Raw genomic sequence first — 23214 nt, 5'->3', positions numbered from 1 at the left:
AGCTTACGCCGTCAACTTCTTATACTTAATCCTTTTCGGCCCAACATCGCCCAGGCGTTTCTTCCTGTTCTCTTCGTAATCCGAGTAGTTTCCTTCAAAAAAGTAAACTTGCGAGTTGCCTTCAAAGGCCAGGATGTGGGTGCAGATGCGGTCGAGGAACCAGCGGTCGTGGCTGATCACTACGGCGCAGCCGCCAAAGTTTTCTAAAGCTTCTTCCAGGGCACGTAGGGTGTTTACGTCGATATCGTTGGTAGGCTCATCCAGCAGCAATACGTTCGATCCTTTTTTTAGCGTTATGGATAAGTGTACACGGTTACGTTCACCGCCCGATAGCACCCCAACTTTTTTCTGCTGATCGGCACCATTAAAGTTAAAGCGAGACACATAGGCCCTTGAGTTTAGCGGACGGTTGCCCACCATAATGGTTTCCAAACCGCCGGTAACGTTTTCCCAAACAGATTTGTTAGGGTCAAGGTCGTCATGCATCTGGTCAACATAACCTAAAGCAACCGTTTCACCTACGCGGAAAGTTCCGGCATCTGGCTGCTCCTGCCCGGTAATTAAGCGGAATAGTGTGGTTTTACCTGCGCCGTTAGGGCCGATGATTCCCACGATGCCTGCCGGAGGTAACGAAAAGCTCAGGTTATCGAACAATAGTTTATCGCCGTATGATTTGCTTACGTTGTTGGCTTCGATCACCACATTGCCTAAACGCGGGCCCGGCGGGATAAACAGTTCCAGTTTTTCTTCACGTTCTTTGGTTTCTTCGGATGCCAGTTTTTCGTAGTTGCCTAAGCGGGCCTTTGATTTGGCGTGACGACCTTTCGGGCCCATGCGTACCCACTCCAGCTCGCGCTCCAGGGTTTTCTGGCGTTTGCTTTCGCTTTTCTCTTCCTGGGCTAAGCGCTTCGCTTTCTGATCCAGCCATGAAGAATAATTGCCTTTCCATGGGATACCTTCTCCACGGTCAAGTTCAAGGATCCAGCCTGCAACATTGTCAAGGAAGTACCTGTCGTGCGTTACGGCTATGACGGTACCTTTATATTGTTGTAAGTGTTGCTCCAGCCAATCAATAGATTCGGCATCCAGGTGGTTGGTAGGCTCATCTAACAGCAATACATCCGGTTCTTTTAACAACAAACGGCATAAGGCCACACGGCGGCGCTCACCACCCGATAGTACCGATATTTTGGTATCCGGCTCAGGGCAGCGCAGGGCATCCATGGCGCGTTCCAGTTTGCTATCCAGCTCCCATGCGTTTACCGCGTCAATTTTGTCCTGCAATTCGCCCTGGCGGTTCATCAGTTTATCCATGGCGTCGGCATCCTCGTAATATTCAGGTAGACCGAATTTTTCGTTGATCTCTTCGTATTCTTTCAGTAAAGCGGTGGTTTCGGCAACGCCTTCCTCAACTATTTCGCGTACTGTTTTTTCTGGATCGAGCTCCGGCTCCTGGCTCAGGTAACCTACGGTATAGCCCGGCGAAAAAACAACCTCGCCTATATTAGTTTTATCGATACCTGCAATGATCTTCAACAGCGATGACTTACCGGAACCGTTAAGACCGATAACCCCGATTTTAGCGCCGTAAAAAAACGAGAGGTAGATGTTTTTTAATACTGTTTTTTGCGGGGGATAAATCTTGCTAACCCCGGCCATTGAAAAAATTATCTTTTCGTCTGCCATTATAATTGATCAATAAATAGAAATTCAAATATGGATAAAATAGCTGGAACAGCCATCGTTTGGCGATGTATAAATTAAATAATCAGAACTGATTGAAGATATCTGGAGGAGAAATTTTTACACGAATTACCTTCTGGTTGTACACAATTAATCTAATTTACACGAATGGTTATTTTTCTATTTTTGAGAATTCGTGTAATTCGATAATTCGTAAAAATTCGTGTGGAAATTTCTCATCTATGCAACCGAAAAACGCAACTATCACAATGTTTAAAGGTTAATAATTTTTTAAAAGGAAATGAGTTATAATGTTAATTTACTTTAAACGGCCAATAAACAAAACCACACAACTATCCGGCATATTTTAACGTATATAAGTTATATGACGATAATTACAGGCGCCGTGCCTAATTGTCATGTTTATGACGAAATGCCGTAAACGGTGGAAATGTTATAAAATATCCGAAAAATGTTTAAACTTTTTTAGCATTTTTATATCAAACAGGTGTCTTTCGTTCGTATATTGTAAAAAAATAGATTGTTAGCGTGCTTTTTAGATAAAAACTATTGATTGATACCAAACTTTGATACATTGCGTATCATAACAATGTCTGTTTCTGCAAAGCTCAAAATGTTGGCAATATTGTTGATGACAGTTTAAACAGACGTTTACGTTTTTAAAATCTACAATTAATAACGAAGGCGTTCAATAATAAGAAAGGTATATATGGAAGCTAAATTTTCGCCAAGGGTAAAAGATGTTATTCAATATAGCAGGGAAGAGGCTTTACGTCTTGGGCATGACTATATAGGTACTGAACATCTGTTACTCGGGCTTATCCGCGATGGAGATGGTGTAGCAATTAAATTGCTCAAGGGATTGAACGTTGATACCGCAAAACTTCGCCGCGCCGTTGAGGATGCAGTAAAGGGAACTATCGGAACAAACGTACATATCGGCAGCATCCCGCTAACAAAACAGGCCGAGAAGGTATTGAAGATAACTTATCTGGAAGCCAAAATATTTAAAAGCGATGTGATTGGTACAGAGCACCTGCTGCTGTCGATACTTCGCGATGAAGACAACATCGCCTCACAGATCCTGGTACAGTTTAATGTAAACTACGAGGTATTTAAAGGCGAAGTTGAATCGCACAAAAATGATGTTACTGATGAGATGCCGGGTTCGCCTACAGGCGGCGATGACGATTTTAAAGAAGAGGAATCGTTCAGCCAGCCTAAAAAAGTATCCGACATTAAATCAAAAACACCGGTGCTTGATAACTTTGGCCGCGATTTAACCCGCGCCGCCGAAGACGGCAAACTTGACCCGATTGTTGGTCGTGAAAAGGAGATTGAAAGGGTATCACAAATTTTATCGCGCCGTAAAAAGAACAACCCTATCCTGATCGGTGAGCCGGGTGTAGGTAAATCGGCCATAGCTGAAGGACTTGCCTTACGCATCGTACAGCGCAAAGTATCACGTGTTTTATTCAATAAGCGTGTTGTTACGCTTGATTTAGCCTCGTTGGTTGCCGGTACCAAATACCGCGGCCAGTTTGAAGAGCGTATGAAGGCTGTGATGAACGAACTGGAAAAATCACCTGATGTAATTTTATTTATCGACGAGATCCATACTATTGTAGGCGCTGGTGGCGCTTCAGGTTCGCTTGATGCATCAAACATGTTTAAACCGGCTTTGGCCAGGGGCGAGATACAATGCATCGGCGCTACTACCTTAGATGAGTACCGCCAATACATCGAGAAGGATGGCGCTCTTGATCGTCGTTTCCAAAAGGTAATGGTTGAACCGGCCAGTCCATCTGAAACTGTGGAGATCCTGAACCGCATTAAGGAAAAATATGAAGAGCACCACGGTGTTACCTACACTCCCGAAGCGATCAACGCCTGCGTTAACTTAACTACCCGTTACATTACCGACAGGTTTTTACCTGACAAAGCTATTGACGCGCTTGACGAAGCTGGTTCACGTGTTCACTTAACCAATATCCATGTGCCTCAAAACATTCTGGATATTGAGCAAAAGATCGAACAGATTAAGATTGAGAAAAACAAGGTTGTTCGCAGCCAGAAATACGAAGAAGCAGCACAGCTTCGCGATACCGAGAAAAACCTTTTGGTTGAGCTTGACCAGGCTAAAGCAGTTTGGGAAGCCGAAACAAAATCGAAACGTTACACCGTAACCGAAGATAATGTTGCCGAAGTAGTATCAATGATGACCGGCATCCCTGTACAGCGTGTAGGCCAGGCCGACAGCCAGAAACTGTTACACATGACTGAAACCGTGGCAGGCAAGATCATTGGTCAGGATGATGCGATCAAAAAGCTAACCCGTGCTATTCAGCGTACCCGTGCCGGTTTGAAAGATCCTAAAAAACCAATCGGTTCATTCATTTTCTTAGGCCCTACAGGTGTTGGTAAAACTGAGTTGGCTAAAGAGCTTGCCCGTTTTATGTTTGATACCGAAGACGCGCTGATCCAGATTGATATGAGCGAGTACATGGAGAAATTCGCGGTGTCTCGTTTAGTTGGTGCGCCTCCGGGCTACGTAGGTTACGAAGAAGGCGGTCAGCTAACTGAGAAGGTTCGCAGAAAACCATACGCGGTAGTATTGCTGGATGAGATTGAGAAAGCTCACCCTGATGTGTTCAACATCCTGTTACAGGTGTTGGATGAAGGTCAACTGACTGATTCATTAGGTAGAAAAGTTGACTTCAGGAATACCATCATCATCATGACATCGAATATCGGTGCCCGCCAGTTGAAAGATTTCGGTCAGGGTGTAGGTTTCACTACCAGCGCCAAATCATTACAGGCCGAAAGCCACTCGCGCGGTGTGATCGAGAACGCTTTGAAACGCGCTTTCGCTCCTGAGTTCCTGAACCGTATTGATGATGTGATCGTGTTTAACTCGTTAGGTAAAGAAGAGATCTTCAAGATCATCGATATCGAACTGGCAGCCTTGTTTAGCCGCGTAAATGGTTTAGGCTTCAAAATTGAGCTTACCGAAGCAGCCAAAGAGTTCATTGCCGAAAAAGGTTACGATTCGCAATTTGGTGCGCGTCCGTTAAAACGTGCCATCCAGAAATACCTCGAAGACCCGATTGCCGAAGAAATCCTGAAAGGTGAACTGGTAGATGGTGACGTGATGGTAGTCGACTTTGATAAAGAAGCCGGCGAGATCAGAATTACCGACCGCAAAGGCGAAAGCAAAGAGCCTGAGCAGGAAGAGCAGAAATAATCATTTTTATTTGATTGAATATATAAACGCCCCGTTTCGAGCAATTGAAACGGGGCGTTTTTGTCTGAACCGGGATTAGGGGATTTTGGGATGGGCAGGGTTTTGCTTAACATGAGGGTTGGTCTGAACCCGAATTTATCGAATTAAGGAATTTATGGAATTTGCTCATCGCTTTAAAATTCTGGTCATTTCTTCATTCGATAAATTCCGGTTCAGGAAATATCCTGTTAATTCTACAAATCTCCCCAAATCTTGGTTCAGGTTATTTTTTCACCGGCTCATAGTCAACCGGCAGCATTTCGGCAACGCGGCTGCTTCCCCAGTCGCCCTCGTAAATTACGGCGTGAGGATTTGTTACAATTCCGTTGCTGTCAAAAAAAGCATGAGGTTCGTCAAACGCGATAATTGTAGTGGCGTTATCGCCCATGTCTATAGGTTTATAAACGTTGCTTGCAGGATCCTGCGTTTTTTTGGTGTACATCACATACAGGCAATCGGTGCAGCCTATGGCATACAAACCTTCCTGGTCGGTAAGCATGAAAAATTCAGGTCGCTGTAATGGTGTGTTTACCAAACTTTGCAGGTACCTATTGTTCAGTCCGCCATGGTAAGCCGGGTTCGGCTTACGGATCAGGCGCCGAACTACAAAATTCTCACTTTCTAAGGTGCCTTTAATAGCTGATCGATAAAAATGCATAGGCGAGCCGAGATAAGCAAATTGACGTTGCTTGTTCCATTTGCGTTTTTGTTTGTCGGAGCCTTTCAGATCTTCGAAGGAAGACATCCCTTCGTAATAGAGTAACTGGATGCTATTGGTATAACTAAAATTGGTTAATTTGTATTTTATACGATACCCGAGGGCCCTGTTCTCTATCTCCATAAAATCGTGCGAGGTGGCCTTTAAAATATGGGTATCCTCATCATAATCAAAATCAAGCACATCTGAGTTTAGTATTTTACACTGTGCCGCGTTTTCAGACGTACCTAAAAACTGCCTCCTGAAAATGGCATAGTATTTTTCGCGGTTAGGATCAGGCCTGATCTTTACCTCATTTAACTGGAAGGTTTTTGGGATAATGCTGATCGTGCCCAGGTTAACATCTGTGCTGTTAATCTGTATGCTGTAAGTATATGTTTCAAAGCCTACCACCGAAATAATGAAATCATATTTTCCAGGCTTTACATTGCGGAGGGTGAAAGTGCCGTCGTCGGTAGTTGTGCTGCCCACCTGGGCATTATTTAAAAATACACTGGCATTAGTTACAGGTTTGGTATCGGTCATGTTGATCACTTTGCCCGTAATTTTAAATTGCGCGAAGCAGGCACCCGGAAGCAGCAATAACAATAGGAAGGATAATCGACTCATGGAATAAAGTTAAACTAATAAGTTAGTTATTCAAAATTGGCCTCAGGAATCCATCGGGAAATAAAAATAACGTGAATTCGGTTTAAGCAGCTAAAAGCAATTGATTGTGCAGGCATAAACTTTCCAGGTTTAGCAATAGACCTTTGTAAAAATGACAGCATAATTTTAAGGTGATGGAGGAGAAAGAGAAGTTAATTTGCAATTTTTCGTTGAAAAAGCTCAAACACATATTTTATGGAGTAAACTTTAAAAATCCTGACTATTTAAAAAAGCAACCGGAATTACACCTCAAAAATTCTACCCTTGTTGATGTTCCGTTGGTAAGCCGTTGTTGTGTCTTGTTACCAGCAACTAAAGGGCAGTTGCCGGTGTCCGGTAAGCCACATTACCCATAAATATCGATCTGTGAAACAATACCGCCGCAGGCGCTGCGCAACGTTTGTAACATTCTTACATCCTCCCGACTTTTCCCCGCAACCACTCTGTTCAATTTTTAATACTTTTGAATTATTGGACGACTTAAGACTTGATACTTAAGACTTCGGACTTAACCATACATGAAAGACCTCGCTTACCTCAATAAATTTTTTCGCAAATACCGCTGGCGCCTTATTCCGGGTGTGCTGTTTGTAATTATCTCGAACGTGTTCGGCGTACTGCCGGCACAGGTTGTGCGCGTAGCTTTTGATCTGGTTACCGAAAATATAGGGGCTTACCAGCTTTTTGCAGGTTTTAACAGGCAAAGCTTTATTTATGATATTTTTGGTACCAGCCTGTTTCTGTTTGGTACGCTGGTATTAGTGCTGGCCCTGCTCAGGGGCCTGTTCCTGTTTTTTATGCGGCAAACCATTATCCTGATGTCGCGCCATATCGAGTACGATCTGAAAAACGAAATTTACAGCCACTACCAGGAGCTTTCGCTCGCCTTTTACCGCCGTCACAACACCGGCGATTTGATGAACCGCGTAACCGAGGATGTAAGCCGGGTGCGTATGTACCTGGGGCCGGGTATTATGTACTCTATCAATACCGTGGTATTATTTATCATGGTGATTTACGCCATGCTTACGGTAAACGTGCAGCTGGCCGTTTTTTCGGTGCTGCCGTTGCCGATATTGGCCGGTGTTATTTATTATGTTAATAATATCATCAACCAACGCAGCGAGCAGATCCAGGAGCGGCTTTCGGGCTTATCCAGCTTTGTACAGGAAAATTTTTCGGGCATCAGGGTCATTAAATCATACGTTCGCGAAGCGTTTGTGAGGGATAATTTCGCTAAGGAGAGCGAGGATTATAAAGTGCACTCCATGGCCCTGGCCAAAGTGCAGGCCATGTTTTTTCCAACCATGTTGTTTTTGGTGGGGCTGGCTAACGTAATTACCGTTTATGTGGGCGGGGTAGAGGTGATAAAGGGCAACATCACCGCGGGTAATATCGCCGAGTTTATTGTTTACCTCAATATGCTTTCGTTCCCGGTAATTTCGCTGGGCTGGGTAACCTCGCTGGTACAGCGCGCCGCTGCCTCGCAGAAACGTATCAACGAATTTTTGCACACAACGCCCGAAATTATTTCGCCGCAGGGCGAAAAATATCAGCTAAGCGGCCACATCAGGTTTGAAAACGTGTCTTTTACCTATCCCGATACAGGTATCAAAGCCCTTAAAAATGTGTCTTTTACCGTAGAGCCGGGGCAGATGCTGGCCATTATCGGTCGTACGGGGTCGGGTAAATCAACCATTGCCAACCTGGTAATGCGTATGTATGATACTACCGAAGGGCAGGTGTTGATTGATTACCGCCCGGTAACTTCGCTCCATCTTGAAAACTACCGCTCGCAGATTGGCTTTGTACCGCAGGAGGTTTTCCTGTTTTCGGATACCATTGCCAACAACATAGCATTTAGCGCCGATGTGCTGGATATGCCCGTGGTAGAGCAGGCCGCTAAAGATGCCGCTGTTTACAGCAACATTATGGAATTGGAACAGGGCTTTACTACACTGATTGGCGAGCGTGGTGTAACCCTATCCGGCGGGCAAAAACAACGGGTATCAATCGCAAGGGCGCTGTTTAAACATCCGCAGGTGCTGATTTTTGACGATTGCCTTTCGGCGGTTGATACCCGTACCGAAGAGGAGATTTTGAGCAACCTTGGCCGCGTGATGCGGGGCAAAACCAGTATAATCATAGCGCACCGCATATCTACTATAAAAAACGCCGATAAAATACTGGTAATGGATAACGGCGAAATAGTTGAGCAGGGCAACCACGAACACCTGATGCAGCTTAAAGGCACTTACTTTGAGCTTTACGAAAAGCAATTGCTGGAAGAAGAGCAGGATGCGTAGGGTATACACAATGCTGCCTCTACAAAAAAATGACACTTTTGTTTCAAAAACCTCAATAAAATCGAATAAAATAGTTGCACTTTGAAAAATTATTTATATTTATGCCAACCAAAACTAATTACAGGTAAATATATATGGGAGATTTTGACAATAGAGAGCGTGAAGAGGTTTATTCGAAGAAAGTAAGAGCCGGGAAGCGTACTTATTTTTTTGATGTAAAAGCAACCCGTTCAAACGATTACTATGTTACAATTACAGAGAGTAAAAAGCGTTTGGAAGATGGCGTGTTTGTAAAACACAAGATTTTTTTATACAAAGAAGACTTCGAAAAATTTGCCGAAGGTTTAAAAGACACTATCGACTATATCAAATCGAACCAGGAAGTAGTTGAAAAACGTTACGAGTACAGTGAAAATTCTGAAATTGCCCGTGCATCGGCCGACGAGGATTTCACTTTCGAGAATTTGTAATATCAAATTAACCAAAAATATACAGCCCTGCTATCCATAAGATGGCAGGGCTTTTTTATGTAGTTGATCTGTTTAGCCGTGCATTGCCGAAGCCATAGAGGCGGCGAATGCGATAAAGCAAATAATGCCTATGGCATATAACGCTAAGATAACGATAGTGACAATACCCCAAAGTTTAAAAAACGACTTTAGTTTGCCTAAACCTGCAGTAAGGTGAAAGTTATCGTTAAAGTTTATGGCGGCTTTTATTTTAACGGCAAACTGGTAAAGGTAAAGCGCGAAGAAAAAATACAATAAATCAAGTAAAATATATACAACGCTCAGGCCTCCGCCCATGCCTGCCATCATCATAGCTGCGGGATTACCGGGCTGTAACTCGGCAATTTTCGTCATGATCGTTCCCACAGAAAGGGCGAAAAGCAAAAACAGGCCGCAAAAGATAAAGCCAAGGATACCCAAAAAGGAAGCCCATTTTCCGCTGGACAACAGGAAACTTTGCGCTTCGGGTGTTAAAATAAGATTGTTAGGGATTTGCGGGGATTGATACTTTTCCTCTACGGTAGTTTCCATCTTTTAGTGTTAAGGTTTTAAATTTAATTTACGCTAAGATAATTATTATAACTAAAAACACCAGTTGCTCAATATTAATTATCAAACAGCGCGTTATAAAAGTATCCCCCGCATAAAAATTACCGCGATGGTAAAATAAATAATCAAACCGGTAACATCCACCAGTGTGGCAACAAACGGCGCCGAAGAGGTTGCCGGGTCGGCCCCGAGCTTTTTAAGCAGCAAAGGCAGCATCGAACCCGATAATGATCCCCATAACACAATGCCAACAAGTGAAGCGCCAACGGTAAAGCCTACCAGCATCCAGTGCGGGCCATAAATGCTGCTGAACATGCTCCAGGCAGCGATACGTAAAAAGCCTATCAAACCTAAGCAGATTCCCAGCATCAGGCCCGAAAGAATTTCGCGGCGCATAACCCGCCACCAGTCGGCAACGGTAACTTCGCCAAGAGCCATGGCCTGGATAATAAGGGTAGAGGCCTGCGAGCCGCTGTTTCCGCCGCTCGAAATAATCAGGGGGATAAAATAAGCAAGTACCACCACTTTTGATATTTCATCGCCAAAATAGCCCATGGCTGTAGCGGTAAGCATCTCGCCCAAAAATAAAATAATAAGCCAGCCTACCCGTTTCTTTACCAGTTTAAACAGGTTGATATCCAGGTAGGGTTCATCCAGGGCTTCCGTACCACCAATTTTCTGGATGTCTTCGGTGTATTCTTCGTTGGCTATCCAGAGGATATCATCTATGGTTACGATGCCCAATAATACATCTTCATCATCAACCACGGGCAGGGCGGTGCGGTTGTTCATCCTGAAAACGTTAATGGCTTCTTCCTGCGGGTCGGCGGCGCTAAGCGAAATTAACCGGCCATCCATCAGTTCGCTCACTTTGGTTTCGGGTTTTACCAGTAAGATCTCACGGATCCGGATGTCATCCAGCAGTACGCCTTGGTCATCAATCACGTAAATAACATCAATGGTTTCGGAGTTTTTGCCGTAACGGCGGATATGTGATAATACCCGGCTTACGTCCCAGGTTCGTTTAACGGCAATGTAATCGGGCGTCATCAACCGGCCAACGCTGTCTTCTTCGTAACCTAAAAGTTTGATTACCTCGTCGCGGTTTTCTTTCGAAAGTTTTTGAAGCAGTTTTTGGCGCGCATCGCCGTGTAATTCGCTGAAAAGAGCTGTGCGGTCGTCGGGCGGGAGTTCGTTTACCAGGTCTTCGAGTTTTTGGGCCGAAAGCTTCCTGATAATCCGTTCCTGCACCGGGAAATCGAGGATACGGAATACGTGCACCGCGCGGTTTAACGAAAGGATCTCGATAAATTTGGGGCCATGTTCAGGAAGTTCGCCAATCAGTTCTTCAACATCCGATATGTTGAGGTTGTTCAAATATTCCTGTAGTTGGGTATCGTCTTGTTTTTCAAGTAACAATTCTACTTGTTCAACCATCTCTTCCATATATAGGCCCTCCTTTTTACATCGGTGTTAAAATATTTTAGCTTCTTTTTTCGTGCGCAAAAGTCGTTTATTTTTTCAAATTATAAGGCAAAATTTTCTGTTATCTTTGCAGCCGAATTCAACCCCTCCCAACCCTCCCCGGAAGGGAGGGCTTTTAATAAAAAAAATACGGAAGTCTCCCCTTCCGGGGGAGATTTAGAGGGGGCTAAAATCAACTACAACAATGGGTTTACAATGTGGGATAGTAGGTTTGCCAAATGTGGGCAAATCAACACTTTTTAATTGCTTATCAAACGCTAAGGCACAGGCGGCTAACTTTCCGTTTTGTACTATCGAGCCCAATGTGGGTGTAATTACCGTGCCCGATGAGCGCCTTACCAAACTTACCGAAATAGTTAACCCTAAAAGCATAATGCCCAACACCATCGAGATTGTGGATATTGCGGGCCTGGTTAAAGGCGCCAGCAAAGGCGAGGGTTTGGGCAACCAGTTTTTAGCCAACATCCGCGCTACCAACGCCATTATCCATGTGTTGCGCTGCTTTGATAATGATAACGTGATCCACGTGGATGGTTCGGTTGATCCGATCCGCGATAAAGAGATCATTGATACCGAGCTGCAACTAAAAGACCTGGAATCGATAGAGAAAAAGATCCAGAAGGTTGAAAAGATGGCCAAAACAGGCGGCGATAAGGAAGCTAAAAAAACTTTTGATGTTTTAACGGTTTACAAAAACCACCTGCTTGCCGGTAAATCGGCCCGTAACGCCCCGGTTGAGGAAGAAGACAAAGAATATGTGGCCGACCTTTGGCTGCTTACCGCCAAACCCGTACTTTATGTTTGTAATGTTGACGAAGCTTCGGTAAATACGGGTAATGCTTATGTGGAGAAGGTGAAAGCTGCCGTAAAAGAAGAAAATGCGGAAGTTTTGATCATTTCAGCGCAGATTGAATCTGAAATTTCGCAACTGGAAACTTACGAAGAACGCCAGATGTTTCTGGACGATCTGGGCCTGGCCGAATCGGGAGTTAATAAACTGATCAAAGCTGCTTATCGCCTGTTAAACCTGGCTACTTACTTTACTGCCGGTGTACAGGAAGTGCGTGCCTGGACCATCACCCAGGGTTTTACCGCCCCGCAGGCCGCAGGTGTGATCCATACCGATTTTGAAAAAGGCTTTATCCGTGCCGAGGTGATTAAATACGAAGATTTTGTAAAATACAATGGCTCAGAAACTGCTATTAAAGAAGCCGGTAAATTAGGCGTTGAAGGTAAAACCTATATTGTGCAGGATGGCGACATTATGCACTTCAGGTTTAACGTGTAAGGGAGAGAGTCAGGAAATCAGGATTCAAGAGACAAGAAATTAGAATTAAGATATCAAGCTACAAAAGCCAGGAAAGAAGAAAGGAAATCAAAACTTCCAACTTTTTCCTGGCTTTTTATTTCAGCTTCTTTTTCTTGTCTCTTGAACCTTTACTTCTTGCTTCTATTTTGCAATTATACCGCCGACGGCGCTACACCGTAAGCCTTTTTAAAAGCGAATGAAAAATGCGACAGGTCTTTAAAGCCTACTTCCATATACACATCCGATACTTTTTCGCCTTTTTCTTTCAGCAGGTAATAAGCATCTTTTAATCGTTGGTTTTGGATCCAGCGGTTGGGAGAAGTATTGAACACACGTTCAAAATCGCGCTTAAATGTTGCCAGGCTCCGGCCGGTTAAATAGGCAAAGCGGCTGATATCAACATTAAAACGGTAATTTTTTGTCATGAAGGCTTCGAGGTCAATTTTCCCTGGCTCGCTGAAGTCAAACAGGATGTTTTTCAATTCGGGGTTGGTTTCCAATAATATCATCACCGCTTCTTTAACCTTATGGTGGGTAAGTGAGGGATTAATTTCTCCGGCAGTTTTATCCATGTAGGGGCTTAGCGATTGAATATAATTGCTGAAAAGTTCGTTGGGTTTTAAAAACAGTGCGCTCTCGCCGGTGTAACGGCCGTCGGCCTGTATGTTCAATTCGGCGCTCATGGCTTTCAGCGTATCCTGGTCAATCCCAATAGTTATGGTTTTAAACTCGCCGTTTTGAGGAGGATGTTTAGCAAATTTGGCCAGCTCATTGCGTTTTAAAAAACGATAGTCGCCCTGTTTAAAATAGTAGTTTTTGCCGTTAACATACAGTTCCGAATCGCCGGAGAGGATATAGCCAAATACATGGTCGGCAATAAACTGCTCACCGGCACGGCTAACTTCCGAGTAGCAGGAATAAATTATGCGTGGTAGTGTTTTTGACGTTGGCATACTGATCAAATTTAATAATACCTGTATAACTTTCTAAGTTATCCATATCCTTTCACCCCGGGGCGTTATCACGTATGCCTGCAGATCTTGCTGCCAAGCAGTAACCGAAAGCAAGAAATTCAGATGTCGTGGAAACACGACAGCTGAACAATATTTAATCTTTCTGCGCTGCTATCGCCTTACCATACTCGGTATTCATAAAATCACCGGCCTCGTCATGATCTGTTGATTTGGTAACCGGCAGCCATTTTTCAAACTCGGCCTTGCGGGCTTCATCGGCAAGCGTTAATAAAGCTGCGGCTTCACTACCCAATACAAGGTGCACCGGCGGCTCGGGATTTTCAATTAATTTAACCATCACTTCAGCCGCTTTATCAGGGTCACCCACCGGGATGAATTTTCCGCTCGAAATATAATCAGCGCGGGCGTCAACGGTTTGTTCGTAGCCTTCAACCTTTGGCGCATAGCTCATCGAATCGCCGGCCCAATCGGTACGGAAGCCGCCGGGCTCAACACTGGTAACTAAAATTCCTAATGGTTTTACCTCTTTTGCTAACGCTTCAGTAAAGCCGCTTAAGCCAAATTTAGCTGCCTGGTAAATACTTAAACCGGCATTACCAATACGGCCGCCAATTGAGCTAATCTGTAAAATGCGACCCGAGCCTTGTTTGCGCATATAAGGCAGCACGGCACGGGTTATCTCGATAGGGGCATATAAATTGGTTTCCAGCTGACTTCTAACCTGCTCGTCAGTAAAAGCTTCGGCTGCACCTATAATTCCAAAACCGGCGTTGTTTACCAGTACATCAATTTTGCCAAAGTGGGCTACCGCATCAGCTACAGCCTGATGCACTGCAGGGTAATCAGTAACATCTAATTTTATAGTATAAACCTGGTTGGGATATTTTCCGGCCAAATCACGTAATTGTTCCGGATTGCGCGCAGTGGCGGCTACATAATTGCCCGCCGCTAAAGCCGTTTCGGCAAGCGAGCGGCCTAAACCTCTGCCGCTGCCTGTTATAAACCATACTTTTTTCATCTTTTTATTTGTTTTGATGATACAAAATTAGCCAGACAGGCAACCCTGTGTTTTGTTAAAAAGCTCAAGTTGTTTTGTTGAGAAGCTCAATGCCTGCTATCTGCAGGACTAAACGTATCCCGGCAGATAACATTTGCTATAGTTTAAGGTTATTAAAGGGCTTCACCTGGCCTTTGCAGTATCTTTCATAAAGCAAAGTGATTAAATAGATTTTTAACCTGAATTCAGAAGATATTTTTTAAAAAAGGCAGCCTTATTATCCGGCAGCGCCGCCGCTATAAACATGTTGCCATCCGTAATACAGAAAGCATTGGCCGTTAATCCCGAGCCAGACAGTATTTTTTATGATGCCGGGCATATTGTGTTCCTGATGCAGCAAAACCGCCCGTTCGATCACCATTTAGGCACCCTTAAAGGTTTATGTGGTCAGGTAAATTAGGCGTTGAAGGTAAAACCTACATTGTGCCGAATGGCGGCATTATGCACTTCAGGTTTAACGTGTAATTTCAAGTCTCAGATTATAAGTCGAAAGTCTTAAGTCGAATCTCAAGTGTATTTGGGAGGGTGACTTAAGACTTTCACTTTTGTAAAAACGTTGTAATTACGATTTTAGATTATAAGCTTTAAACAGCCAACTGGTTCCGCGTAAGCTCTTTTGAGGCAAATGGAAAGTAGGAGAGGTCTTTATAGCATATCTCACATCTCCGTTAGCATGGCTCATCTCGGAAATTAGAAAAAAACACCGGTTGAGAATGGGAAAAACACTTATATAAATACGGGAAATAACCCGTTTCTGATTCCTGATGTATTGATCAAATTTGACCAAGCAAATTTATCACAATGGACATTTCAGCAATCACTAAATTAATCTCGGTTATTCTCGCCATCAGCCTGGCCAGCGAGCGCTTGATTACGTTGGTTAAAACAAATTTTTCCTGGCTTCAGGAGCCGCCACCCACTGTACCTCCCGTTAATGACGGCAAGGAGAAAACTCGCCGTTCAGCATTGATGATCATAGCTTTCATCGTATCCTGGGTTACAGCAAGATATTCTAACGGTGAACATGGTTTTTTCGAAACCTTCTGGTTGGGGAAGGATGACACTCATATTCCTGTTGCTCTCATCGGATTGATGGCAAGTGGCGGATCCGCTTTCTGGACCAACCTGTTGGGTTATGTGAGTGCCGTAAAAGACGTAAACAAGCAAAAATCGCAACAGGAAACATTAAATACCAGTGCGCAGCTCAGTGCATTTAAGCACAATTAATGTCCGCTGTAAGCGGTTAAATAACTATAAATTAATTTTTGAACAAATCCTTACAATCATGAGTACCCAAATTAAAATCGCATCTCCCGGGGATGATGCGAAACTGGTGTTTGAATTCCAAACAACCGATCTGTTTTTTTATGAGTTTGAAGTTGTTGACTGCGATTCCGGCAATCAATTCGAAACGGGCAAGGGGCAGTGGGATGGTGAAACGGAGTTTAACCTCGGACGTGGCAGCGACCTGGTTGGAAAATGTCTCAACATCGCCTGGGGCGAGATTGATCCCGCCGGAGGCACTGGCATCTTTCGTGCTACGGCTACGGTAAAACAAAATGGTATCAGTTGCGCGGCAGTCCAGGTATTCACCGGAAATTCAACAGCTACAATAGTAAATGACACTACGGAAGCAGTATTTATTTAAACCCGGAACAAATTGCCATGAAAACGATCAGGATCATTTTGTTAATATTGTTTGCAGGCTCAGGTAAGGTATGGGCTCAAACGGATACGTCAAAACATTTTCCGGCCATAGAAGCGGGTTGGGGCGATCTGAATTACGCAGTACCGGAATCTCCTGGTTTTAAGATACTCGGCACGAGCCCGAGCAGTATTATGAGGCCTACATCTGTGCGTGATATCGCTTTTTCGATAGGTAACTATTTTACAGCGAACGGCGCTGCAATACCCCAAAATCTTGCGGTGGAGTTGTCACCCAAACTATTTCATCCAAATGTCAGCCTTAACGATTTCTATAAAAACAGGTTTTGGTATACCTCAGCTTTGTCGGTCGGTACAAAAGTTAATTCAGACAAAAGCTATGCGATCGGCTTAGGGATTAAATTCCGAATTTTAGATTTTCAGGATCTGCGTCTTAATGCTTCCTTGATTAATCAACTAAACTTGCTTGGACAAGCCGGCACAAGGTCATACTCGGAGGCTTTAAGATTTGTGGCAAAAAAATACATGGACGCCGATACCAACGGTAATGGTTATCAACATTGGCGTCATGTTGTGGACAGCATTTACAGGCTGGCAGAGCCTGGTACAGCCACAGGTAAAGTTATCAAACAGGAAATACTGGATTACATTAAGAATGTAGGTAAGTTTAATCCGGACAGGATAGTTCAGATAAGAGACAGCATAAAAAATGTTTTATGGAATAAAAGCATTTGGGACGTGGGTATCGCTGCTCTTTTTAATTCAAAAGATTCTTTAATACGAAACATTAAACCGGCATCAAAACTTGGTTTATGGACAACTGCCGGGTTTCCTTTGGGGGCTAAAGGCCAGTTGCTGATCGGCGCAACAGGGCAATTACGCGATACAGTTAACTCCCGTTTAGGTGCAAAGAGTCTCAGTATAGGTTCACGGGCATACTATGGGAGTAATGATGTTAAAGGTTTTGTAGAAGCCAATGGCCTTTTTCAAACCAACCAAAAATTTACTTACAAAGCCAGCCTGGGTATCGAAACTGCATTTTTTGGCGGCATGTGGGTTGATTTTAGTTTAGGCATAAGCAAGCAGCAGGGGGCTAAGGCTGTTTTCACGCCGGGTTTCAACCTGTTTTTTGGCAATGGCGAGAGAAAGGCCGCTTCCGCGCGTATGTAATGCCGGGTTGGACGAGGGTTCAGTTTTTCGATGAAATCGGCAGTATCCGGCCTTGCAAATCCATTGCTCAATATCAAAGGATCACAATACCGGCCTTAATGGCGTAAATTACCAGGCCAACACGGCTTTTGATATTGAGTTTTAAGAATAACGCTTCGCGATAGCCATCGATTGTGCGGAAACTCACGTGCATTTTTGAAGCCATTTCTTTGTAGGTAAGTTCGGTAGCTGTTAATTTCAGGAATTCGATCTCGCGTGAATTGAGTAACAATACATTTTTTAGCCCGCTTTGATCATTATCATAATTATTGATGGCATGGATTAATTTAGAAGAAACGAGATCTGAGTGGTAATAACCCTTAATCATAACGCCATGAATGGCATCGGTTAATTGCCTGGGGTCGCAGTTTTTTAAGATGAAGCCACGTACCCCATTCTTCAGCATTCTTATAATTGCCAATTCATCATCATACATAGATAATGCAAGCACTTTTATATCAGGATATTTGTTTTTGATAATCAAAGAGGCTTCATAACCGTCCATAACCGGCATGTTAATGTCCATTAAGATGACGTCAGGTTTGTAATCGGCAGCAAGCATCTCCAGGCAATCCTTACCGTTGTCGGCTTCAAAAGATATATTGTTTCCAAGTTCTTTTATAAGTACGGCAAGTGCCCGGCGCAGTAAAACATGGTCTTCAACTAAAGCGATATTTACCATTTTTTGTGACAGGTGATTTTGCCTAAACTTAGCATAAGTTTTATACTTTAAAAAGGGACACCAATGTTTTTAATGAATTAAAAAGTAAATTTCGATGTTAAACAGGAAAGCCTTAAATTTATGATGGACGAAATATATTGATCTCATATTAAGGGATATATGCAATTTTGGACTGGCTCATATGGCAGGCCACTATGCAAAAATGTGGAGGCGATCAGGCCGATTTAATGAATGATTATCCTCATATAACAATGCTACACTATTACTGACAAACTATTCTCTACTTAAATTTAAAAAAATGGAAAGAAATTTTTACAAAGAAAACGGAAGCGCAATTAAATCTGAGAACACTGCTGTGACACTTAAATTGGATACGACAGATCCTGCCAATATCTTCCACAAGCTTGTTATTTCGACAAATTTAAGCGGCATCGGCATCGACGCCCCGGCAGGGACAGTAATAAGCGATAATACCATTTTCGTAAAGGAGGCGGACGCCGCCAGAAATATTTTCGAGGTGGGAAGTACACCGGATTTGTATTTTACGGCGGCGGACGAAACGCACATCTTCCTTAACGTTAAAATTAAGATCAACGCCATTAAGACTAATCATGCAGGTAGACTACGTCACGGCGCCGTTGACAAGACTGATAAACTTGCAGACCAGGTTTAACCACGGTATGTCCGAAAAAAAAGCGGATCTCGACAGGGAATTTTCGGCAATAAAGGATTGAAAAATGTCAGCCTCCAGGTATTCTTTTGATCTTGGGAAGAAGATGCATATGCCTGACGGCTTTAGATTTTCCCTGAAATCGTTGGTTGGATTGTCAATTGGAAATAGCGAGGGGCCTATGAACGAATCGACGATCAATTGGTTCAGGTGATGTTCAAGCTCTGAATGAATACGATAGATCTCTGTCGATAAGTCTCTGCAAAGAAAGAGGAATGTGTTGAGGTCTATCATATAATCCGAAAGCCCTACGCGATATGAATCGAAGCGGTAACAGGCGTTAAGTTTATTAACTATCCCTGAAATATCGCTTGTCTGGATTTGGATTGTTAATTCTTTGATCACTTCCTTTATCAAATAGATGACTTTGGTAAATTGTTGGATATCTATGCAGAGGATTGCCCAGAATTTTGTGTTGTAAATGAAATTATAATCTCTCGGGAAAGATCTTTTCTGCGACAAGGTTTTAATGACATATTTTGATAACAAAAAGGGATCTATCTCCGGATGGTTATAGATTTCTTTTAAAATTTGAAGGTAATTGTAGCTCGGGAAGTTTATTTCAGATTGCGGCGCTATCATATACCTGGCTGCGCTTTTATTATACAAAGCGTAAATTGTGTTTACGTTCATCATGCAGCAATTCATCATAACCAAAACATCTACCTGGTGATTATCGAACCCCTCTGCGATTGCCTGTGCGAGTTCTTCGTTGGTTAGAATCTCATGGATGAGGCTTGTTGAAGGAAGTCGCTGCATACTTTTGCAGGCATCGGCAATAAATGGGTTGCGTTTTTGGTTTGTTTTATCCCAGTACCTGTTATAAGCCTGGTTTCCCTTCAATGTTACAACCCACTCTTTCCCGTTAATTTCTTTTGTTCTTACCTGGTACTGCTCTTTAACTGCTGTAAAATCTGCAGGCAGGTTATCGCCCTGGGCAATCCCGAATATTGACCCATGGTCCCAGGTGAATAATACCCGGTGCTTTGCCGGGTTTATTTTATCCGTATCCCTAAACAACGAAATGATGATCTCAGGTTTGGTTATGTTGCTGTTTGCTGTCTGGTAAATGCGTTGCAGTACTAAGCCTGTTTCATTTTGAGTTTGCAATTGGTATAACGCTGTTCTGTCACTCCGGTGCTCAATATCAACCCTGTTATAAATAACAAACACATGAGCGTCCTGTGGTTCACCGGCATCTATAATATCATTAAATAAAAAAGTTACCTCCTGCTCAATAGGCAATGAAGGCGGAATGCCTTGCGGCGGGAGGAAATTTGAGTTATTTTTAGTGATGGTTTCATCAAGGTCGCCGGTATCAAGCTCCAACTTGGCATATACTAAAAAAATGATATTCCATTTTTTTGGAGATAGATTGTTCATACTTTTCGTGATTTCTGGTTTATTGCTAAGTATTACGGCCCCCGCACAGCAAACGGAGGTTAATACACTCACTAAATATACACAAAACCAAGGACTTAGTAGTTATAATATCAGGGAAATTATTCAAGATAAATTCGGATACATCTGGATCGCTACCCAGGACGGTTTAAACCGCTTTGACGGCCAGTCGTTTATCTGCTATAACAAAAATCTTACCTCCAAAAGGCGGCTCACAGGAACCGATATCAGGAAATTGGCAGAAGACCGGAGCCGAAATTTCATTTGGGTTCTAACGGATCAGGGAATAGACCGCATTAATACCATTACGTCAAACGTTGAACCGGAATTTTCGTCGAGAAACCCGATAAACGAGGAGTGGAATGTGACGACGGCCGCGTTGGGAAATGAGTTATGGATTGGTACGTTTACAGGATTGCGTGTGTATAACACCGAAACCAGAAAAAGTATAGTGATACCTAATAGAGCAGGCAAAAATATATCCTGCGAGATACGAACGATTTTTGCCGATGCAGCCAACAACGTTTGGGTGTGCGTTACTGGGCTGGGTATTAAAATCTTCGATGGGAAAAGTAAAAAGCTGATTAAACTGATACCCAATTCGATTTTAGCTACTAAAAAAAAGGATTCTGATATCATTTACTGGAACGCAATAGCGCTGAAAAAGCATTCCTATCTTCTTGCCACAAATGCCGGTTTGAGGGTGCTTAGCTATGACCAAAACTACAATATCTCAATCAATAACGCGCCCGCAAAAACACTTTCGCTGCTGAATACGGAAAATGTACAGTATGTATCAAAGAATGAAAAGGGGCAGGTCTATGTTGCGAGCCACACCGGCCTTTATAGGTTTGATAATACCTTTTCAAGCTTCACGAAATTGGAAGATCAGGCAGGTGCGGAAAAAAGCGAATGGCTTGATGCCGTTTTTTGTTCATTTTCTGACCAGCAAAATAATTTATGGTTGGGTTGCCAGGATGGGCTGGCGTTTATTAACCGTAATGCGACGCCTTTTAGGTCTTTTTATAATGATGAAGTTTCCGGCTTGAAGCTGGAACATGTTCTAAGTCTTTCTTCCCCCGGGAAGGGAACGGTATTTGCGGGTCTCAGGAACGGGTTTGTTCAAGTTCAAACAGCTTCGGGACGATTTTCATTAATAAGCAAAAATCAATCGTTCCAACATAACTATACCGATCCGTTTGGCTTGTTACAGTCAAGCTATCCCGGTGGCACGGCTGTTTTTTTAAAGAAAAAATGGTCGCCTATAGCTGATGTCTATCCTGAATTTAAAGCGTTTTCAAATTATGCTATTAACAGTCACCTCTGTGTCGGCGATTCGCTGAATATCATGGGAACAGAAAACGATAAAGGCGTGTTGATTTGGAACTACAAAAAACAAACGGTTAAAGTAATTGACCAGATTTCCAGGCCCGCGCTTGCCGCAAACATTGTAAATACGGTGTATCGCGATAAAATGAAAAATATATGGGTTTTGTCTGATAAAAAGATCACTATTCTTGACAGCAGCTTGTCCCGGTCTAAAATCCTGAGCTTTTATGATTCACAAAATAAGCAGGCTTATAACATTTATTTTGACATGTGCGAAGCCGGGAACAATTATTGGGTTGCTGCCTATGGAACGGGTATCATACAACTCGGCACCGACTACAAGATCAGGAACATTTACACTACGAAAAACGGACTGAGCAATGCGGGAATTTACAAAATTTTTAATGTTGGTGATTCCTCTTTGGTGATAACATCAAATAACGGAATCTCGATTCTCAACTTAAATACGAGAAAATTTAAAAATTATTACCAACAAGACGGCCTCCATTCAAATAGTTTTGAGGAAGCGTGTGGTTTTATGAAAGACGGCATTATATATGCCGGTGGGGTTAAAGGCTTTACTATCATCGATCCATCCAAATTCAGGATCAACACTATCGCACCCCGAGTATATATTAACAGAATATCGATGGAGACCGGCAGGCGTAGCTTCGACACTTCCAGCATCAGAATAAAAAGACTTATAGTACCTAATGACGTTATTCAAACATCGCTGTATTTTTCAGGTATAAATTATTCCAGCCCCAACCATACCACCTTTGCTTATCGCATTGATAAACAGTCTGAAAATTGGATTAATATCGGCAACCGTAACTTTATTAATTTAATAGGAATCCCGCCGGGAAAATACTTAATTCAGCTGAAGGCAGCTAATGAAGACAATTACTGGAGTATCCCGACGGAGATTTCACTTATTTTTTTGCCTAAATGGTACCAAACGTGGTGGTTTAAAGCACTTATTGGTTTCACCATTGCATGTTTAGGTTATTTATTTTATAGGCTCAGGCTGAGGCAAATACTGAAAGAACATAGCATACGCGCCGGAATTGCAGGCGATTTGCATGACGATATCGGGAGTTCTCTCAACACAATTAAAGTTTTTACTAACCTGGCAATCATTAAGCCCGAAAAAGTTGAATACCTGGACAATATCAACGCCAATCTCGAAGCGGCTATAATAGGACTACGGGACTTGATTTGGGTTTTAGACGATAAAAAAGATACCCTTGAGGATTTGGTAAACAGGTTAAGAGAATCGATGCAGCCCGTCGCGAACGCGATTAACATAGTACTCGAAATTGTTGTGGACGAATCCTGCGTAGGCCTTATACTGCAAAAAACGGAGAAAAGATATTTATACCTGATTGCGAAAGAAGCTGTTAACAACAGCATCAAGTACGCTGAATGTACCAGGATAAACATCAAGTTCAAAATCCGTCAAAAGCGTCTTTTAGTTCAAATAACAGACAACGGCAACGGATTTGATCCTTCAGGAACAAATATGGGATACGGCTTAAAAAATATGCGTACAAGGTGCGTTCATATAAACTATCAATTTTTTATCCACTCCTCAAGTACAGGAACTCAAATAACTCTAGAAAAAAATAGCCCGGTATTTTCAAAAAGAAAGTAAAC

At 43.0% G+C, this 23214-nt stretch carries 18 protein-coding genes and 1 pseudogene; 11 read left to right on the top strand and 8 right to left on the bottom strand.

Features of this window, described 5'->3' with window-relative positions:
• Window positions 1–3: 3 nt before the first annotated feature.
• Window positions 4–1686 carry an energy-dependent translational throttle protein EttA gene (gene ettA / locus LX99_RS03265; RefSeq protein WP_109606330.1) on the bottom strand — a complete coding sequence of 561 codons (1683 nt, stop codon included), beginning with the start codon at window positions 1684–1686 and terminating at the stop codon, window positions 4–6.
• A 727-nt stretch (window positions 1687–2413) separates the two neighbouring features.
• On the opposite strand from ettA, the gene LX99_RS03260 reads away from it, so the two are divergent.
• On the top strand, window positions 2414–4948 hold the full coding sequence (locus LX99_RS03260; protein WP_109606327.1) for an ATP-dependent Clp protease ATP-binding subunit: 2535 nt from the start codon (window positions 2414–2416) through the stop codon (window positions 4946–4948).
• Window positions 4949–5210: 262 nt separating this feature from the next.
• Here the strand turns inward: LX99_RS03260 and LX99_RS03255 are convergent, their stop codons facing one another.
• Complete coding sequence (locus LX99_RS03255; RefSeq protein WP_109606325.1) at window positions 5211–6314, bottom strand: carboxypeptidase-like regulatory domain-containing protein; 1104 nt, start codon at window positions 6312–6314, stop codon at window positions 5211–5213.
• A 557-nt stretch (window positions 6315–6871) separates the two neighbouring features.
• Here LX99_RS03255 and LX99_RS03245 point away from each other — a divergent pair.
• Both LX99_RS03245 and LX99_RS03240 read left to right on the top strand, forming a co-directional pair.
• The gene (locus LX99_RS03245) at window positions 6872–8659 is read left to right on the top strand and encodes an ABC transporter ATP-binding protein (protein WP_109606321.1); all 1788 of its coding nucleotides are present in this window, start codon (window positions 6872–6874) and stop codon (window positions 8657–8659) included.
• Between the two features lie 134 nt (window positions 8660–8793).
• Window positions 8794–9129 (top strand): DUF3276 family protein, encoded by a 336-nt coding sequence (locus LX99_RS03240; protein ID WP_022833109.1) that lies wholly within the window; start codon window positions 8794–8796, stop codon window positions 9127–9129.
• 72 nt (window positions 9130–9201) lie between these two features.
• Here the strand turns inward: LX99_RS03240 and LX99_RS03235 are convergent, their stop codons facing one another.
• A complete protein-coding gene (locus LX99_RS03235; protein ID WP_022833110.1) occupies window positions 9202–9699 on the bottom strand; it encodes a DUF5362 family protein in 498 nt (165 codons plus the stop codon).
• Between the two features lie 93 nt (window positions 9700–9792).
• Window positions 9793–11163 carry a magnesium transporter gene (mgtE, locus tag LX99_RS03230; protein ID WP_109606319.1) on the bottom strand — a complete coding sequence of 457 codons (1371 nt, stop codon included), beginning with the start codon at window positions 11161–11163 and terminating at the stop codon, window positions 9793–9795.
• A 223-nt stretch (window positions 11164–11386) separates the two neighbouring features.
• Between mgtE and ychF the strand changes: the two genes are divergently transcribed.
• Window positions 11387–12490, top strand: a complete 1104-nt coding sequence (gene ychF, locus LX99_RS03225) for a redox-regulated ATPase YchF (RefSeq protein ID WP_022829963.1) — start codon at window positions 11387–11389, stop codon at window positions 12488–12490.
• Window positions 12491–12663: 173 nt separating this feature from the next.
• Here the strand turns inward: ychF and LX99_RS03220 are convergent, their stop codons facing one another.
• The gene (locus LX99_RS03220; protein ID WP_109606317.1) at window positions 12664–13464 is read right to left on the bottom strand and encodes a helix-turn-helix domain-containing protein; all 801 of its coding nucleotides are present in this window, start codon (window positions 13462–13464) and stop codon (window positions 12664–12666) included.
• Window positions 13465–13618: 154 nt separating this feature from the next.
• Entirely contained in the window at window positions 13619–14503 is an 885-nt protein-coding gene (locus LX99_RS03215; RefSeq protein WP_109606315.1) for an oxidoreductase, read from the bottom strand.
• 283 nt (window positions 14504–14786) lie between these two features.
• Between LX99_RS03215 and LX99_RS25525 the strand changes: the two genes are divergently transcribed.
• The 4 genes from LX99_RS25525 to LX99_RS03195 all read left to right on the top strand — a co-directional run bounded on the left by LX99_RS25525 (window position 14787) and on the right by LX99_RS03195 (window position 17377).
• Complete coding sequence (locus LX99_RS25525; RefSeq protein WP_170122620.1) at window positions 14787–14942, top strand: hypothetical protein; 156 nt, start codon at window positions 14787–14789, stop codon at window positions 14940–14942.
• Window positions 14943–15343: 401 nt separating this feature from the next.
• Window positions 15344–15769 (top strand): hypothetical protein, encoded by a 426-nt coding sequence (locus tag LX99_RS03205; protein ID WP_109606313.1) that lies wholly within the window; start codon window positions 15344–15346, stop codon window positions 15767–15769.
• 58 nt (window positions 15770–15827) lie between these two features.
• Window positions 15828–16190, top strand: coding sequence for a hypothetical protein (locus LX99_RS03200; RefSeq protein ID WP_109606311.1), 363 nt, complete (start codon window positions 15828–15830; stop codon window positions 16188–16190).
• A gap of 17 nt (window positions 16191–16207) precedes the next feature.
• Window positions 16208–17377 (top strand): hypothetical protein, encoded by a 1170-nt coding sequence (locus LX99_RS03195; RefSeq protein WP_109606309.1) that lies wholly within the window; start codon window positions 16208–16210, stop codon window positions 17375–17377.
• Between the two features lie 73 nt (window positions 17378–17450).
• Here the strand turns inward: LX99_RS03195 and LX99_RS03190 are convergent, their stop codons facing one another.
• Window positions 17451–18098 (bottom strand): response regulator transcription factor, encoded by a 648-nt coding sequence (locus tag LX99_RS03190; protein ID WP_109606307.1) that lies wholly within the window; start codon window positions 18096–18098, stop codon window positions 17451–17453.
• A 355-nt stretch (window positions 18099–18453) separates the two neighbouring features.
• On the opposite strand from LX99_RS03190, the gene LX99_RS03185 reads away from it, so the two are divergent.
• Window positions 18454–18771: a hypothetical protein gene (locus tag LX99_RS03185; protein ID WP_170122619.1), complete on the top strand. Its 318-nt coding sequence runs from the start codon at window positions 18454–18456 to the stop codon at window positions 18769–18771.
• On the opposite strand, the gene LX99_RS03180 is transcribed toward LX99_RS03185, so the two are convergent.
• Window positions 18721–20211 (bottom strand): clostripain-related cysteine peptidase, encoded by a 1491-nt coding sequence (locus tag LX99_RS03180; protein WP_109606303.1) that lies wholly within the window; start codon window positions 20209–20211, stop codon window positions 18721–18723. The two genes, LX99_RS03185 and LX99_RS03180, sit on opposite strands and share 51 nt — an antisense overlap.
• On the opposite strand from LX99_RS03180, the pseudogene LX99_RS26430 reads away from it, so the two are divergent.
• Both LX99_RS26430 and LX99_RS03175 read left to right on the top strand, forming a co-directional pair.
• Window positions 20123–20365: pseudogene (locus tag LX99_RS26430) on the top strand (hypothetical protein); the annotation flags it as partial. The gene LX99_RS03180 and the pseudogene LX99_RS26430 overlap by 89 nt on opposite strands.
• Before the next feature lie 744 nt (window positions 20366–21109).
• Entirely contained in the window at window positions 21110–23212 is a 2103-nt protein-coding gene (locus LX99_RS03175; protein ID WP_170122618.1) for a sensor histidine kinase, read from the top strand.
• The last annotated feature ends 2 nt before the right edge of the window (window positions 23213–23214 follow it).

Origin of the sequence: Mucilaginibacter oryzae (assembly GCF_003148845.1) — a bacterium.
GTDB classification, from domain to species: domain Bacteria; phylum Bacteroidota; class Bacteroidia; order Sphingobacteriales; family Sphingobacteriaceae; genus Mucilaginibacter; species Mucilaginibacter oryzae.
The sequence above is the reverse complement of the archived record's forward strand: the minus strand, read 5'-3'. Positions and strand labels throughout refer to the sequence as shown.